Source organism: Undibacterium sp. SXout20W (genome assembly GCF_049340285.1).
Taxonomy (GTDB): Bacteria; Pseudomonadota; Gammaproteobacteria; order Burkholderiales; family Burkholderiaceae_D; genus Undibacterium.
In genome coordinates, this window is sequence record NZ_JBMPPH010000049.1 from 1 (window position 1) to 15,710 (window position 15,710).

Annotated in this window: 15 protein-coding genes and 1 pseudogene; 11 read left to right on the plus strand and 5 right to left on the minus strand. The window is 44.2% G+C overall.

What is annotated here, in order from left to right; all coding sequences use genetic code 11:
* The 4 genes and pseudogenes from ACO0K1_RS17475 to ACO0K1_RS17490 form a co-directional block, all read left to right on the plus strand.
* Window positions 1–97, plus strand: a 97-nt coding sequence (locus tag ACO0K1_RS17475) for a transposase domain-containing protein (RefSeq protein ID WP_423027520.1), incomplete at its 5' end; no start/stop codon positions are given.
* Between the two features lie 69 nt (window positions 98–166).
* On the plus strand, window positions 167–754 hold the full coding sequence (locus tag ACO0K1_RS17480; RefSeq protein WP_423028044.1) for a DUF695 domain-containing protein: 588 nt from the start codon (window positions 167–169) through the stop codon (window positions 752–754).
* Between the two features lie 99 nt (window positions 755–853).
* Window positions 854–1,300, plus strand: a complete 447-nt coding sequence (locus ACO0K1_RS17485; RefSeq protein WP_423028046.1) for a hypothetical protein — start codon at window positions 854–856, stop codon at window positions 1,298–1,300.
* A 201-nt stretch (window positions 1,301–1,501) separates the two neighbouring features.
* Window positions 1,502–1,950, plus strand: a pseudogene (locus tag ACO0K1_RS17490) (DUF3885 domain-containing protein).
* Between the two features lie 281 nt (window positions 1,951–2,231).
* On the opposite strand, the gene rpmG reads toward ACO0K1_RS17490, so the two are convergent.
* The 3 genes from rpmG to radC form a co-directional block, all read right to left on the minus strand.
* The gene (gene rpmG, locus ACO0K1_RS17495; RefSeq protein WP_110257750.1) at window positions 2,232–2,399 is read right to left on the minus strand and encodes a 50S ribosomal protein L33; all 168 of its coding nucleotides are present in this window, start codon (window positions 2,397–2,399) and stop codon (window positions 2,232–2,234) included.
* 25 nt (window positions 2,400–2,424) lie between these two features.
* Window positions 2,425–2,661 carry a 50S ribosomal protein L28 gene (gene rpmB, locus ACO0K1_RS17500; RefSeq protein WP_162021243.1) on the minus strand — a complete coding sequence of 79 codons (237 nt, stop codon included), beginning with the start codon at window positions 2,659–2,661 and terminating at the stop codon, window positions 2,425–2,427.
* Window positions 2,662–2,788: 127 nt separating this feature from the next.
* Complete coding sequence (gene radC / locus ACO0K1_RS17505; protein ID WP_423028048.1) at window positions 2,789–3,463, minus strand: RadC family protein; 675 nt, start codon at window positions 3,461–3,463, stop codon at window positions 2,789–2,791.
* Between the two features lie 114 nt (window positions 3,464–3,577).
* On the opposite strand from radC, the gene ACO0K1_RS17510 reads away from it, so the two are divergent.
* From ACO0K1_RS17510 to ACO0K1_RS17535, 6 genes are all read left to right on the plus strand, one after another.
* Complete coding sequence (locus ACO0K1_RS17510; protein ID WP_423028050.1) at window positions 3,578–4,033, plus strand: FKBP-type peptidyl-prolyl cis-trans isomerase; 456 nt, start codon at window positions 3,578–3,580, stop codon at window positions 4,031–4,033.
* Between the two features lie 3 nt (window positions 4,034–4,036).
* Complete coding sequence (ispH, locus tag ACO0K1_RS17515; protein WP_423028052.1) at window positions 4,037–4,972, plus strand: 4-hydroxy-3-methylbut-2-enyl diphosphate reductase; 936 nt, start codon at window positions 4,037–4,039, stop codon at window positions 4,970–4,972.
* A gap of 513 nt (window positions 4,973–5,485) precedes the next feature.
* On the plus strand, window positions 5,486–6,415 hold the full coding sequence (locus ACO0K1_RS17520) for a branched-chain amino acid ABC transporter permease (RefSeq protein WP_423028054.1): 930 nt from the start codon (window positions 5,486–5,488) through the stop codon (window positions 6,413–6,415).
* Between the two features lie 11 nt (window positions 6,416–6,426).
* Window positions 6,427–7,608 carry an ABC transporter permease subunit gene (locus ACO0K1_RS17525; RefSeq protein WP_423028056.1) on the plus strand — a complete coding sequence of 394 codons (1,182 nt, stop codon included), beginning with the start codon at window positions 6,427–6,429 and terminating at the stop codon, window positions 7,606–7,608.
* Between the two features lie 11 nt (window positions 7,609–7,619).
* Window positions 7,620–8,390, plus strand: a complete 771-nt coding sequence (locus tag ACO0K1_RS17530; protein ID WP_423028058.1) for an ABC transporter ATP-binding protein — start codon at window positions 7,620–7,622, stop codon at window positions 8,388–8,390.
* Window positions 8,390–9,115 carry an ABC transporter ATP-binding protein gene (locus ACO0K1_RS17535; protein ID WP_423028060.1) on the plus strand — a complete coding sequence of 242 codons (726 nt, stop codon included), beginning with the start codon at window positions 8,390–8,392 and terminating at the stop codon, window positions 9,113–9,115. Before ACO0K1_RS17530 ends, ACO0K1_RS17535 begins: the two co-directional genes overlap by 1 nt.
* Before the next feature lie 218 nt (window positions 9,116–9,333).
* On the opposite strand, the gene ACO0K1_RS17540 is transcribed toward ACO0K1_RS17535, so the two are convergent.
* Window positions 9,334–10,653, minus strand: coding sequence for an MFS transporter (locus ACO0K1_RS17540; protein ID WP_423028062.1), 1,320 nt, complete (start codon window positions 10,651–10,653; stop codon window positions 9,334–9,336).
* Between the two features lie 150 nt (window positions 10,654–10,803).
* Entirely contained in the window at window positions 10,804–12,738 is a 1,935-nt protein-coding gene (locus tag ACO0K1_RS17545) for an alpha-amylase family glycosyl hydrolase (RefSeq protein WP_423028064.1), read from the minus strand.
* Between the two features lie 561 nt (window positions 12,739–13,299).
* Here ACO0K1_RS17545 and ACO0K1_RS17550 point away from each other — a divergent pair.
* A complete protein-coding gene (locus ACO0K1_RS17550; protein ID WP_423028066.1) occupies window positions 13,300–15,660 on the plus strand; it encodes a TonB-dependent siderophore receptor in 2,361 nt (786 codons plus the stop codon).
* Window positions 15,661–15,710 lie beyond the last annotated feature (50 nt).

A 15,710-nucleotide genomic window follows, 5' to 3' on the forward strand; every position in this document is an offset into this window, starting at 1 on the left:
CGCTTGGCTTAAAGATACGTTGGAAAAACTCCCTACCTGTAAAAATAATCGTATTGATGAATTGCTGCCGTTGCGATTGAATTCGTCAAATCACTGATTGTTTAGGTGGATCTGTCGGACGCATACGGATAATTCACTTGACCTTAGCTAATTTTTTTACTCATAAATGATGAAGAAACAATTATTCCAACGATTGATCGCGCTTTTTCTTTGTTCGGTACTTAATGTTTCAATGGCAACTGAGACGATTCCAGTGAATCTGCAAAGCCAAACTATTTCTTCCGATTTCTGGTGGGCCTATTTAGCTTCGTATGATCAAGGTCCTGGATCAATTGTCGTAAATCTTGGGCTGAAAAAGCAGCTACCTTTGTCAAAGTATCCGATATTAATTATTACCGGGGTAACTTATGTCTCGCAAAGAGTAGATGGACTTCCAGAATCTTCTGCCCTTGATAATTTAAATAAGCTGTCCTCGAAGCTTATTGATGCGATCGAAAAGGTAACACCCTCAATACATGCGGGGACATTCAAGCATAACCGGGAGTGTCTGCATTATGTCTATGTGAAAGATGGCTCAATAATTGAGGAAGCACTAAAAGCGTTCTATTTGAAAGAGTGCCCAGGATGCAAGACATACACAAACATCAAAGATGATCCAGATTGGACAGCTTACAAAGATTTTTTATTTCCGAATCAAGCGACACTTGATTTTTACCATGATGATTTAGCTAAGCTACAGTACAAATTTAATTAGGCTAGTGTAGAGCACAATGTCGGCATAAGATCATTTTTAGGCACATTGTCTACGTAACATTTTGCTGCTTATATATGTAAATTAAATTAACAAAATAGTATGAAAATTGAGGAAGCTGAGCAGTATTTAACACAGTCGGATGCCTTTAAAAACCAGGATTTAAAGGCACTATTTGCTCTCGCAATTGAAAACTATGTTGCTTACCGGATTGATTTCACTAACGAATTGTCTGGTGGAGATAGACTTCTTTTTCAGTGGGGTACTTACGACTGGGGCAAGGGAAAATTTTTTGAAATTGATCTTACGCGGCAAGTCATGTTCGATATTCAAGAGCCCGACGACCAATCGGACAGCATGCAACAGCTGAGAGTGACTTTTACTTATTCATGCAATGAAGAAACTGAAAATCTTGGAGAGGGTAACAGATGGTGTGCATCACCTTCGACAATTGCTGAATTTAGAGACTTTCTAAATGCAACGGGCGCAACCTTATGGGGAAATGATCACACACCTCAGGATTTAAAAGTTAATTTGGGGTACATCTAGTGTAGTGCGTCATGGTTGCAGCTTGAAAAGGCGAGTTGCGGCAACTTGCCGCCATATCATTCAATGATCTATCGTAAAGTGATTACCAAGTGAAACACGCAACAGCCGCCGCCGAATGGAGTAAAAACTTTTCCAAATGCAGCACCAGCGGGATTCTTATGCCGGGATGCTTATTGGGATCGTTGGCTTCGTATTCATAGTATCCCTGAATCAAAGCGTTATGTTAAATCGGGATCTGAGCGGCTGAAAATTCTTCAGCGCCACAATGCAGTTGCAATAGACTTGCTTGGAGAAGACAGCGAATGTATTTTGTTCCTCGGTCAATTCGGCTCAAAAAAAATTTGGCAAGATGACAGAAATACTCCCTTACGTGGAATTTTGCCGGTTTATGCGACGACTTATGAGTGTGACGATGATGAATGGCAATTTTTTCATGCCAAGTCATATGGAAGAAAGACAAATTCAATGATTTAATTCTGCCTATAGCTGACGATTTGACTGGTTCAGGCATGTTTGCAAACACCAAACTCGGGACGGCATATGCCCCATATGACGGTGGCGCTGACCTTTTTTATTCGACGCAGGCCGATGTGGAACTTGCTAAGCTGGATTACCGCACTTGGATTTCAGCACGCGACGACGGCCTCTAATTGTATAAATGTTGCGTTTGACCGACTGCAATGTATAGCCTTGACCGGCTCTAAAGGGTACGCCAGCCATTGGCGGACAGTCGATCTCTCTATTTTTCAGGAGAGTACTGATGCGATGTTGAAATCGTTAAGGTATAAAGTTAAGCAACGAAGCGAGATTTTAAATTTCCGCTGACGTTAAATATTTGCTTTTAGCATTTTTCAATCACAACATACGTGATACCCAAAATAAAAAACCTCGCGGATTTGCGAGGTTTTTTATTTTCCATAAAGAAACAAAATTATTTAATTTTGGTTTCTTTGTAGATAACGTGCTTACGTGCTTTTGGATCAAACTTCATGATCTCCATTTTTTCAGGCATAGTGCGCTTGTTTTTGGAGGTTGTGTAGAAGTGACCAGTTCCAGCTGTAGATTCCAGCTTGATTTTGTCGCGACCAGATTTAGCCATGATATTTTCCTAACAATAGTTTAGCTTAAACTTTTTCGCCGCGAGCACGCAGGTCAGCCAAAACGGCATCGATGCCGACTTTGTCAATGACGCGCAGACCAGCATTAGACAAACGCAGAGAAACCCAACGGTTTTCTGATTCTACGAAAAAGCGACGATTTTGCAGATTTGGCAAAAAGCGACGTTTTGTTTTGTTATTAGCGTGGGAAACATTGTTGCCAACCATTGGCCCCTTCCCAGTCACTTGGCATACACGTGCCATGATTAACTCCTTAATAGTTTCCGAAATTGGAAAAAATGAGAGTATAAACAAAAAACTGTGATTTATCAACGACTTGTGAAAAACAATTGTGTCTTATATTGTTTTTTTATTTAACATTTTCACTTTGCTATATCAAACCATGCTCTGCGAACGAGTATACGTGCGGGTTGGCGACGATAAAGTGGTCCAGCACTTTGATGTCCACCAAGCTCAGTGCCTGTTTCAAACTTTGAGTCAAATCGATGTCCGCACGGCTTGGTTCACAGGAACCAGAAGGATGATTGTGCGCCAGAATCAGGGCTGCGGCGTTATGCAATAAAGCTGCTTTAACCACTTCTCTCGGATATACGCTGGCCTGACTGAGTGTGCCGCGAAATAATTCCTCTGAGATGATTAGTCTGTTCTTAATATCCAGAAACAAGACAGCAAATGACTCGTGTGTTTTATGGCCTAGAAGTAGTTTCAGGTAGTTTTTAACGGCTTGTGGATAAGATAACGACGCATTGATTGTTAATTCTTCGTTGATTGCCCGTTTTGATAGTTCCAGGACAGCTTGTAGTTGGGCATATTTTGCATTGCCCAGACCGTGAATAGCAGAAAAGTCTTTAATAGAGGCGGTGAACAGTTTAGACAGCGAGCCAAAATGGCTGACCATGTCGCGCCCGAGATCTACGGCACTTTTTCCGCGTACACCTGTTCTCAGGAATACGGCAAGTAATTCCGCGTCTGACAGTGATGCTGCCCCCAATTTGATCAACCTCTCACGCGGACGTTGATCTTCCGGCCAATCGTTGATTGCCATTACCTGATTCTCCAAAGCGAGATAGCGAGAAAAATTACCAAGAGCAAAAGCTGGCTTACAATACGGGGTTATTCGTTAATGCTTTTTTTATTGCACCGTTTTGATTGCCCCACTATGACTACACCAGAACACCCCGTTGTCACCAAAGATGCCTACCTGACTTTACATTACCGTCTTGCAACACTTGGCGGGGAAGATATTATCAGTACCTTTCATGAAAACCCCGCAACTTTACAAATGGGTACAGGTCAGCTTGCCCCAGAGTTAGAAAATACGTTGTTAGGCTTAACTGAAGGTTCCCACATCACCCAAGAGTTGCCGCTAGAAAAAGCCTTTGGCCCTCGTAATCCAGAGCTCATTCAGCGCGTATCGATCGAGACACTCAAGGCAAACTCTGCCTTCGGTGAGCAATATGTGGTTGGTGATTTAGTCGATTTTGCAGCACCCTCAGGCGGTCGGTTTGCAGGTGTTTTGCGTTCGATTGATGAACATGGGTATATTTTTGACTTTAACCATCCATTGGCTGGTCAATCTGTCTTATTCGAAACGAAGATCATAGGAATATTATAAAAAATGGATAAGGAAATTTTATTAGCCCAACCACGCGGGTTTTGCGCTGGCGTTGACCGTGCAATTGAAATTGTCGAGCGTGCATTGCAACAATTTGGTGCTCCAATTTATGTGCGGCACGAAATTGTGCACAATGCGTACGTTGTGAACGATTTAAAGTCGAAGGGCGCTATTTTTATCGAGAAACTCGAAGACGTGCCGAAAGGCAATACTTTGATTTTTTCCGCGCATGGTGTGTCGCAAGCCGTTCGGAAAGAGGCAGATGAGCGTGGTGTGACGGTGTTTGACGCAACTTGTCCTTTGGTCACAAAGGTGCACATGGAAGTGGTGAAAATGCGTCGCGAAGGGCGCGAAATTATCATGATAGGTCACGACGGACACCCGGAAGTTGAGGGTACGATGGGGCAAAGCGAGGATGGCATGTATCTCGTTGAAACCGTCGCCGATGTCGCTCACCTGCAGGTGAAGAATCCGGAATTGTTGGCTTACGTTTCTCAGACCACGCTATCGGTGGATGACACCACGGAAATTATCGAAGCATTAAAGCAGCGGTTCCCGCAGATCAGTGAGCCTAAGAAAGGCGACATTTGCTATGCAACGACCAATCGTCAGGAAGCTGTCAAATTTATGGCGCCCCAGGTTGAATTGGTGATCGTTGTTGGCAGTCCAAATAGCTCAAACTCGAATCGCCTCAGAGAAGTGGCAGAGAAAATGGGAGCAACTGCCTATATGATTGATAACGCAAGTCAGATCAATGCAGACTGGCTCAGCAATGTACAACGAGTTGGCGTAACGGCAGGTGCTTCTGCGCCGGAAGTGTTAGTGGAAGAAGTCATTAATCGCTTGCGTGAACTTGGTGCACGCAGTGTTCGTCCTCTGGATGGCGTACAAGAAAACGTTACGTTCCCTATGCCGAAAGGGTTGAACGCAAAAAACTAATTCTATAAACCAGTTGTCATTTCGAAATTTGATTTAAATCAGTTTATCTTTGGCTTTTCAATATTTTATTTTGCTAACTCATGTTTATGATGGCGATACATTTGAATTTGGGGTTTTCCAAATTTGTAAAACGTGTATGCTTAAGTAGCAGGTCTGTGGAAAATACGTAGGTACAGGTGGTTTTTTTACCACTAGGATACGGTTGTCGCTAGGTATAATCGCGGCCACTTCAATGGCGTATTAATGAAGTCTAAATATTAGAAAAAACTTTTATCAAGAGTTACAGAGGAGATTTAAATCATGTGTATTTCACGTAATATTGTCACTCTCTATATGATGACGCGCCTTTTCGGATAGCAAACGCTGCAACCCGGGCGGCACCTGAACAAGCGAGGTGCCGTTTTTGTTATCAGGAACAATTTTTGCTGTAAAAATGTATGAAGGCTTACCCAGCTGTATCGTACATTCCAAATCAGCTGAAATTTCGATTCGTTCATAAAGAGAGATGCAACTATGGATACCCTTATCCAACAAATTATTAATGGCCTTGTATTAGGTAGCATGTATGCACTGGTCGCCCTTGGTTACACCATGGTCTATGGTGTTCTGAATCTGATTAACTTCGCCCACGGCGATGTACTCATGGTCGGCGCAATGGCTGGGCTGAGTATTCTTAAATTACTCCAGGTGATTGCGCCAGGTTTGCCTGGTATTGCGATGTTATTGATCGCTATTATCGGTGCAATTCCCGTCTGTATCGCGGTCAACGTTTTGATCGAACGGGTTGCTTATCGCCGATTGCGTAACGCGCCGCGTTTGGCGCCGTTGATCACAGCAATTGGTGTGTCCATTTTGGTGCAAACCTTCGCGATGATGATCTGGGGTCGCAGCCCTGTATCGTTCCCATCAATTATGCCAACCGTTCCAGTGCAAATTGGTGGTGCCGTGATTTCTCAGATCCAGATTTTACTTCTTGTTCTGGCGACAGTCTCCATGATCGGTCTTGTATTGTTGGTTGAGAAAACCAAAATGGGTCGTGCAATGCGCGCAACCGCTGAGAACCCACGGGTTGCTGGTCTGATGGGTGTCGATTCGAATAAGGTCATCGTGGCGACATTTGCGATTGGTGCTGCGTTAGCTGCAATTGCTGGCGTGATGTGGACTGCTAACTACTCTTCTGCACAATTTGCGATGGGGTTTGTGCCTGGTCTGAAAGCCTTCTCCGCTGCGGTATTGGGTGGTATCGGTAATATCTACGGCGCGATGGTTGGCGGGATTATGCTCGGTCTGATCGAAAGTTTAGGCGCGGGTTATATCGGTGATTTGACTGGTGGCATTTTAGGTAGCCAATATCAGGATATTTTCGCCTTCGTTGTTCTGATTATTGTTCTGACATTGCGTCCATCCGGCATTATGGGTGAACGTGTTGCTGATCGTGCTTAAGGGGAAGATCAATGTCAACTATATTTGATGTAAAAGCTAATCCAAAAAAAGCCTACGCAAGCTTCGCTTTGCTGGCTGTTGTGCTCATGGTGTTCCCGTTTTTTGCTGCTCAATTTGGTAACTCATGGGTTCGTATTATCGACTTTGCGCTGCTCTACATTATGCTGGCGCTGGGTTTGAACATTGTGGTCGGTTTTGCTGGCTTACTTGATCTGGGCTATATCGCGTTTTATGCTACTGGCGCTTATCTGGCCGCGATTTTCGGTTCACAACAATTCGCGGTTATTCTTGAGTCCTTCATTGATAACTATCCTGTTGTCGGTAACTTTTTAGTTGCTGTTTGCGGTCCTGAAATCACCAAAAATGGTATCCACTTGTCAGTGTGGGTGATTGTGCCATTCGCTGCTGTGATTGCAGGTGCAGCTGGTGCGTTGTTGGGCGCACCAACTTTGAAATTGCGTGGCGATTATCTGGCCATCGTGACTTTGGGCTTTGGTGAAATCGTGCGTATTTTCATGAACAACATGAATTCGCCAATTAATTTCACTAACGGGCCACAAGGTATCAACATGATTGATCCTATTCATGTGTTCGGTGTTTCCATGGCAGGTGAGGGCGGTGTGGTTAATTTCGGTAGTTTCTCGATGCCTTCCGTCAATGCCTATTACTTCTTGTTCCTGGCGTTGTGTATTGCGATTGTGTTTATTTCTCTGCGCTTGCAAGATTCTCGTTTGGGTCGTGCATGGGTTGCGATTCGTGAAGATGAAATTGCCGCCAAAGCGATGGGTCTGAATACGCGTAACATTAAACTGCTTGCATTCTCTATGGGCGCCTCCTTTGGTGGCGTATCCGGTGCGATGTTTGCGTCCTTCCAGGGCTTTGTATCTCCAGAGTCTTTCTCTCTGATGGAATCTATCGTGGTTCTGGCGATGGTGGTATTGGGTGGTATTGGTCATATCCCAGGCGTAATTCTTGGCGCGATTTTGCTCGCTGCTCTGCCAGAAGTCTTGCGTCACGTTGTTGAGCCTGTGCAAATGCTGTTGTTTGGCAAAATCTGGATTGAAGCTGAAGTTCTTCGTCAATTGTTATACGGTCTGACGATGGTGGTTGTTATGTTGAATCGTCCTGCGGGTCTGTGGCCAGCACCAAAGCACGAAGACAGAATCGCTAAAACGAACGAAGCGGCAGCTTAAGGAAGATCAAGATGACACAAGATATAATGTTAAAAATTGATGGTGTAAATAAGCGCTTCGGCGGCTTACAAGCACTTTCCAATGTTGGGATTGAAATTAAAAAAGGGCAAATTTACGGCTTAATCGGTCCTAACGGCGCCGGTAAAACGACCTTCTTTAATGTGATCACCGGTTTATATCAACCAGATACTGGCACGTTTGAGCTGGATGGAAAACCATACTCACCATCGGCGCCGCATGAAGTTGCGATATCAGGGATTGCCCGTACATTTCAAAATATTCGCTTATTTGGTGAAATGACGGCATTAGAAAACGTCATGGTAGGGCGCCATATCCGCACCCATCAGGGCGTATTCGGGGCAATTTTCCGTTCTGCTGCTGCTCGCAAAGAAGAGGCGGAGATACGTCAACGTGCGCAAGAGTTGCTTGATTTTGTGGGGATTGGTCAGTTTGCAGATCGTACCTCCAAGTTCTTGTCCTATGGCGATCAACGCCGTCTTGAAATTGCCCGTGCCCTCGCGACTGATCCAAAATTGTTAGCGCTCGACGAGCCGGCAGCTGGTATGAATGCGACTGAAAAACTGGCTTTGCGTGAATTATTGGTCAAGATTAAGAACGAAGGCAAGACAGTTCTGTTGATCGAACATGATGTGAAGTTGATGATGGGTTTATGTGATCGCATTACTGTTCTCGAATACGGTAAGCCGATCGCAGAAGGCATCCCTTCGGATATTCAAAAAAATCCGGCGGTAATTGAAGCGTATTTGGGAGGTGCTCACTAATGGCTGAGAATGTATTGAAAGTTAGCAACCTCAAGGTTGCATATGGCGGCATCAAAGCCGTTAAGGGCATTGATCTGGAAGTCAATAAAGGTGAATTGATCACCCTGATTGGTGCCAATGGCGCTGGTAAAACAACCACTTTGAAAGCCATTACAGGTACTTTGCCAAGTTGTAAAGTAGAAGGCGAGATTTCTTACCTCGGTGAGTCCATTACCAATAAGAAATCGTTTGAATTGGTTACCAGCCATTTAGCGATGGTACCGGAAGGACGCGGCGTTTTCACACGGATGACGATTCAAGAAAATCTGATGATGGGCGCCTACACCCGCAACGATACCGCTAACATCAATGCGGATATTGAAAAATGGTTCACAGTCTTCCCTCGTTTGAAAGAGCGTGCGGCGCAGCTCGCTGGTACTTTATCCGGTGGTGAACAGCAGATGCTGGCCATGGCACGAGCGCTGATGAGTCATCCAAATTTGTTATTGCTGGATGAACCTTCAATGGGTCTTTCGCCAATCATGGTGGAAAAGATCTTTGAAGTGGTGCGTAACGTATCGGCGCAAGGTGTGACGATTTTGTTGGTTGAGCAAAATGCGAAGTTGGCTCTGCAAGCAGCACACCGAGGTTATGTAATGGACTCTGGTTTAATTACAATGAGCGGCAACGCCAAAGATATGTTGGACGATCCTAAAGTTCAGGCTGCTTATTTGGGCGAAGCTTAAGTTTCTCGTTCATCTTCAGTCGCAAACAAAAAAACCAGTTCAATGTTGAACTGGTTTTTTTATGATCCCAGGATCGAGGCTCAGGAGTTGAGTCTCTTATTTTTATTACCTCTTTGAATATAATGGTGAATTCAGACACGCTATTTGAATACGTTTGTTCATTCTCTATCGTTGAATAAGCGGGTGTTTGAATCGTATTAAAATCAAAGCAAAAAAGCTCAGGATACGCGCAGTACTGGTTTGATTTTGACGAAACTAACAGCAATTGCCGCACATACCAATAATGCCCCAGCCAACCGAATGACATTCTCTGGATTGCCTCTTAACCAACTGTCGTAGTACAGCGGTAAAGTGAAAATCTGAATAATCATTGGTATCACAATAAACATATTAAAAATGCCCATGTAGACGCCAGTTCGTTCGGGAGGAATACTGCCTGCTAGCATAATATAAGGGTTGCCCATGATGCTTGCCCACGCTAGTCCGACTGCAACCATAGGAAGAAGCAATAACCACGGCGTGTGTATCATTGGGATGCAATACATTCCTATACCTGCCAAACTTAAACACACTGCATGGCTATATTTTGCACCGTAGCGACGAGCCATCGGAATCAAAGCGAAGGCGCCTATAAACGCAACAAAGTTGTAAAACGCTCCGATTTTTCCATTTAATAATCCGGCATCCCGAAACCCGACCGAAGCCTGATCATTTGTATCGTAGATCGTTTTTGCTAAGGACAGCATGATGTACTGCCAGTAGCAAAACATGGCATACCACTGAAATAATTTCACCACAGCGAGCTGCTTCATTGTGACTGGCATCTCAATTATTGCATGATAAATTTCTTTGGCAGTCGCCAGCCCACCTTTGGGTTGACGCTGAATCTCTGTTATTTCATGTGCGCTCAGTGGAATTTCTGGTGACGTTTTGAGTGACCAAAGTATGGAGCCAATTGATAAAACCCCGCCCATCATAAACGCGATAATGACGATATAAGGAATGTGATTTGCATTGACTGCATCTTTATCCATGCCTGCATAGACCAACAAAGATGGCGTTAAATAAGCCAAGGTTTGACCTAATCCGGTAAAGGCGCTTTGAGTTAAGAAGCCGATCGAGTGTTGACTTGGCTGGAGCTTATCGCTGATGTAGGCGCGGTAAGGTTCCATCGTGACGTTGCTGGCAGCATCCAGAATCCAAAGTAATCCCGCTGCCATCCATAAGGTAGGGCTAAAGGGCATCAAAAATAAGCCAAGGCTACACAGCACTGCACCGATCAAAAAATATGGCGTACGTCGCCCCCAGCGAGAGACGGTACGATCGCTCATCGCACCGATAATTGGTTGCACAATTAGGCCCGTTATAGGGCCTGCCAACCAGAGATAAGGCAAGTTAGCTTCACTCGCACCGAGGTATTTATAGATGGGACTCATATTGCTTTGTTGGAGTCCGAAACTAAATTGAATGCCGAGAAAACCGACATTCATATTGACGATTTGCCAGAACGTCAGCAGGGGTTTCGTTATTTTTGTCATACCTATTTTTCTCTCATTCATTGTCTCATGCATTATTTTTACCAACGGTGATGAATTCCAGGATCTTCGTGCGGTGTGCCTTTTAATTATTTTCGGACTTTATTTTACGTTGTCCTTTTCGTTGCTTTTTTTGTATTTTTTGTTGCATTTTTAGTTGATCTTGGTAATTTTGTTTGTAAGCCAATACTGCGACCAGGGTTCGATGTCAATGGTATCCGTATAGCTTTCATTCGTAAGTTGATCTAACCACGATTCGTTAGAATTACAAATGGCTAGCTCTTGTAGACTGATTTTTTGTGTTTTTTCTGAAAAATTACCAACAAACAGCAGGCGATTTGTCGTGCTTGCATCAGCACTTGCATCATCACGGAAAAACGTCAGCAAGGCCGGATTACGATGCTTGAATTGAGACCGCGACGCTGTTGCCGCCAGCATCGGCAAGGTTCGTCGGAGTGCTAAAAAATGGCACAGTTTTAAAAATAAATTTCCCGAAACAGTTGTTTTATCATGGCGCGTTGCGTAAGACGATTCGTCTAAAAATGGGCGTTGTAACCAGCGACTATCATTCGCGTATTCAGGTACGCTTGCATATAGCTCATGATTGGCTTGCGCCAGTTCATCACCCATATAAATCAATGGCATACCCCCAAAGCAGAAACTGACGCCGTATAGCAATAAGAGACGACGTTGTGCGAGTTTAGTATCGTTTGGCGTCTTGGCGCGGGCATAACCGGTCAGCGCTGAACTCATGCCGTTGGTGCCATGGACCGCATTGGCATCACTCGCTTGAAAGCTCGCGCCATTGGCGAAACTATTTTCTGCGCCGGCATAAAATTGTGCAATATGTTGCAGACGTTGTTGCGCATTTTGCGCTTTTTGGCTGGCTTCCGGGCGGATGACATTCCAGCCAATATCGTCATGGCAACGTATATAGGTGAGCCATGACGTGTGCTCCGGTAAGGTCGGTGTTGCCTCCATCACGTTATATAGCAAGTCACAATTTTGTTCAGCCAATGCGCCCCAGCTAGCTGCCATCAAGCTGCTGTGATAGGCTAAATGGCACTCGGCTGCTGACGGGTTTTTATTGCCCAGATAAGCAGGTAACTCTGCAGTTGGAACAATCGCTTCTGCCTTTAACAATACGCCCGGTGCGGCAATGTCGACGATGCTGCGCAAGGCCTGTAAAATCCAATGCGCTTCAACTTGGTTCATGCAATTGGTGCCTGCACGTTTCCATAAAAATGCTGTCGAGTCTAGACGAAAAACCTCCACGCCATTATTTGCTAGTGCCAATAAGGCTAACGCCATTTCTTCGAATACAGCTGGATTGGTGTAATTTAAATCCCACTGATAGGGATAAAATGTCGTCCATACCCAGCGTTGCAGATTAGGTTCAAACGTAAAATTTCCTGGCGCTGCCTGTGGAAATATTTGTCCTAAATCACGCTCAAACAAATCAGGCTCAGTGCGATCAGCATAGGTATAAAAGTATTCTAGTTCTTTGTTACTTCCTGCTTTTGCAGCACGGGCCCAAGGGTGGTCATCTGCTACATGGTTCAACACAAAGTCGCTGCATAGGCTAATACCATGTAGACGTAAATTAGTCGTCAAATCACGCAGATCTTGCATGTCACCAAAACGTGGTTCTATCTCGTCGTAGCTCGCAACCGCAAAGCCACCATCGTTGTCTCCAGCTCTGGCGCGTAAGAATGGTAGTAGATGTAAATAGCTGACACCGAGTTCTGATAGATGGTCTATTTTTTGATTGATCCCCTGCAAGGTTCCAGCAAAGCGATCCACGTAGGCACAATAGCCGAGCATGGATTGTTGAGTGAACCAATTTGGATTGGTTTCACGGTGAATATCGAGTGCGAGCAATTCTGTGCTGCGATTGGCGTGAGTGATAGCGACCCGTGTGAGTAGCTTGATAAACCACTCTTCAAAATGAGGATGCTTTCCATACAGATGTTGTAGTCGGTTAAGTAAAACGCAGCCATGAGACTCAAACCGTGCGCGCAGCGAGTCACGTCGCTCGATTGGAATTTGCGCCAACATTTGGTCCAGGCAAGTGTTTAGAAAAGTCATGTAAATCTTCAATCAAGTAATGAGAGCCACAGTTAATGAGTTCACAGCTAATGAGAGCCATAGTTAACGATGCAATTTTAATGGATGGATTTCTCCACTCAGAGCAAATTATCAGGTCATAAATAATTCATTGCAATCGATTTCAATAAAATATGTTTTGCGTCGCAGCAATTTTTTTGAGTTGGCGCCTTTTTGTGTTCGCAGTGCGACAAATTTAGTGCTGGATGAAAAAATCTACGCGAATACCTTCTTAGTGTCTTTATGAAAATCTTTGTTAATTAAAATATTCATAAAATCAATTACTTAAATAATATAGTCTTCATTTTTTTGTTCTGTTTTTTGTCATATTTATAGGCATTTACTACTAGCTTTTATGCTTTTTTAACGATTTGTTGCGTTGCATGGTTGCATAAAATTTCAGCCAAGAAGATAATTCGTTTCAGCTTCTTTTTTCTTTGCAACCGTTTGCAAAAAAAGTTTTCAGTCAGTGAGAGGAAGTTGCTACCTATAGAAATCGATAAAATTTCTAGCGATACCAAATTTAAAAATATGGGGACAAAAATGAACAGACGTAATATGAAGGTGACCTACTTAGCGTCCGCAGTTTCTCTGGCGATGTTGCAATTGGCTGCAGCAAATGCACAAGAAGTAGCACAATCGGCACCAGTAGCAGCGGCGACCGCAGACAGCAATTCACTCAAACTGGATCAAGTTATCGTGACTGGTACACCAATCGGCGTGAGCAAAATGCGCTCGAGCGTGTCGATCAGTACCTTAGATCCAGATCAACTGCAATTGTCTGCACCAACAAGTTCCGCGGATGCATTGCGTTCTATCCCTGGTGTTCACTCCGAAGCATCCGCTGGTGAAGGTAATACCAATGTGACGGTGCGCGGTATTCCAATTTCAGCAGGTGGTTCACGCTATGTAGGTTTCCAGGAAGATGGATTGCCTGTTTTACAAAATGGTGACTATGCGTTTGTCACACCAGATATGTATGTGAAACTTGATAATTCTCTGGATCATATCGAGGCAGTGCGGGGCGGTGCGGCATCTGTATTGGGAAGCAATTCACCAGGCGGGATTATTAACTTCATCTCAAAAACCGGGAAAGAAGAAGGCGGTAGCATCGGCCTTACCAAAGGTTTGGGTTTCAATGAAACTCGTTTAGACTTTGATTATGGCGTTCATCTTTCGCCGCAAACACGGATGTATGTTGGTGGTTTTTTCAGGGATGGCGATGGTACACGCAGTGGTGGCGTGCCGATTGAATCTGGCGGCCAGATTAAAGCGAATATCACGCATGACTTTAGTGACGGCAGCTTTATTCGCTTGAGCGTTAAGCATCTGGATGATCAGACGCCGCTGAATATGCCGGTACCATTTACCCTTAGCAATGCCAATCCAAGCAAAGCAAATCCAGCCACGATTGGTGCCGCTGCTGGCTACGATCCGTTGACTGCTAGTTACTATTCTCCCTATTGGAGCAAGATCGTTGGGTTAACCAATTCAGGTGCCTCAAGCCTGGCGAATCTGAATACTGGTTTGACAGTTAAAGAAAATGCATTGGGATTACAAGGCTCATTTAAACTTGGTAATGGTTGGGTATTGGATGAAAGTTTCCGTCGGTCGCAAAAGAGTGGCGGTTTTGAATCAGGTTATCCAACGGGTCCGACATTTAATGCATTTGCAGGTACAACTTATGCCAGTGGCCCATATAAAGGCCAGGCGTATACTGGCAGCGTGCTCGAAGTTTCCGCATTTAACGCCTCGTTTGACAACCTGAATAATACGGTGAATGCGATTAAATTATCCAAAACCTTCGATTTGCCAAATAGCGGTAAGTTGACAACTTTGGTCGGTTGGGACATCGATAATCAGCATATTGGTGTGACACAAAATTTGCCGCATTATCTGATCACTGCAACTGGTAATCAGCCAGTGTTACTTAGTGGCTTAAATAATAGCGGTAAGCAAACTGACGCTAGTGGTCTTCTGCCACAATCCACATGGTGGGGCAATCAAACTCGTGATATTCAATATAATATGAGTTCGCCATATCTGGATTTAAGCTACGAAGCAGGTCCATTAAATTTGGAAGCTGGTTTGCGTCGTGATATGCAAAAAGTATCTGGCTCACAAACAAGCTCTGTTTCTGCAGGAGCATATACACCTGGTGTATTCCCTGGATTGGCCGACACGCCTGTTAATTACAGCAAAGACAACAATTCATACTCTTTGGGTGGCAACTATAAACTGACAAATAATCTTGCGTTATTTGCTCGTTATAGCAGCGGCGCTTCATTCAACGTTGTTGAACGGATGGGTGGTCCATTTGATGGTACTCAACCAATTACGATCAATACCGTTAAGCAAACTGAAGTCGGCGTGAAATGGCGTGAAGCGGGTTTCAGTGCATTCGTCACCTTGTTCAAGGCAGATACGGCTGAGGGTAACTACGATTTAACAACACGTCTTTTAACGCAAAATACTTATAGCGCTAAAGGGATTGAGGTTGAAGGTGCTTATCGTACCGGTGGTTTCAATGTTAGTGGCAGCTTTACTTATACTGACGCATCGATTGTGGGCGCACTGGATTCGACGATCGTTGGCAATCAGCCTCAGCGTTTAGCTAAATTTATTTATCAGATCGTTCCATCCTATCAATTTGGTGATTTTGTTGTTGGCGGAAGTTTGATTGGCACAGATAAGTCATTTGGTGATAATGGTAATACCATTATTTTGCCAAGTTATTACACTGTGAATGTGTTTGGAAATTATCAAATCAGCCCACGTGCAACGGTAACCTTGAGTGCTAATAATCTGTTTAACAAAGTAGGCTGGACAGAGTACGATAACGGTCAAGGTGCTCGTTCCATCAATGGACGCACAGCGAAAGTTGCATTGAAATACGCGTTCTAAAATTTTTTCAGGTTTTACCCGTGAGACTGACAACCGCCTGCATGCTTTGC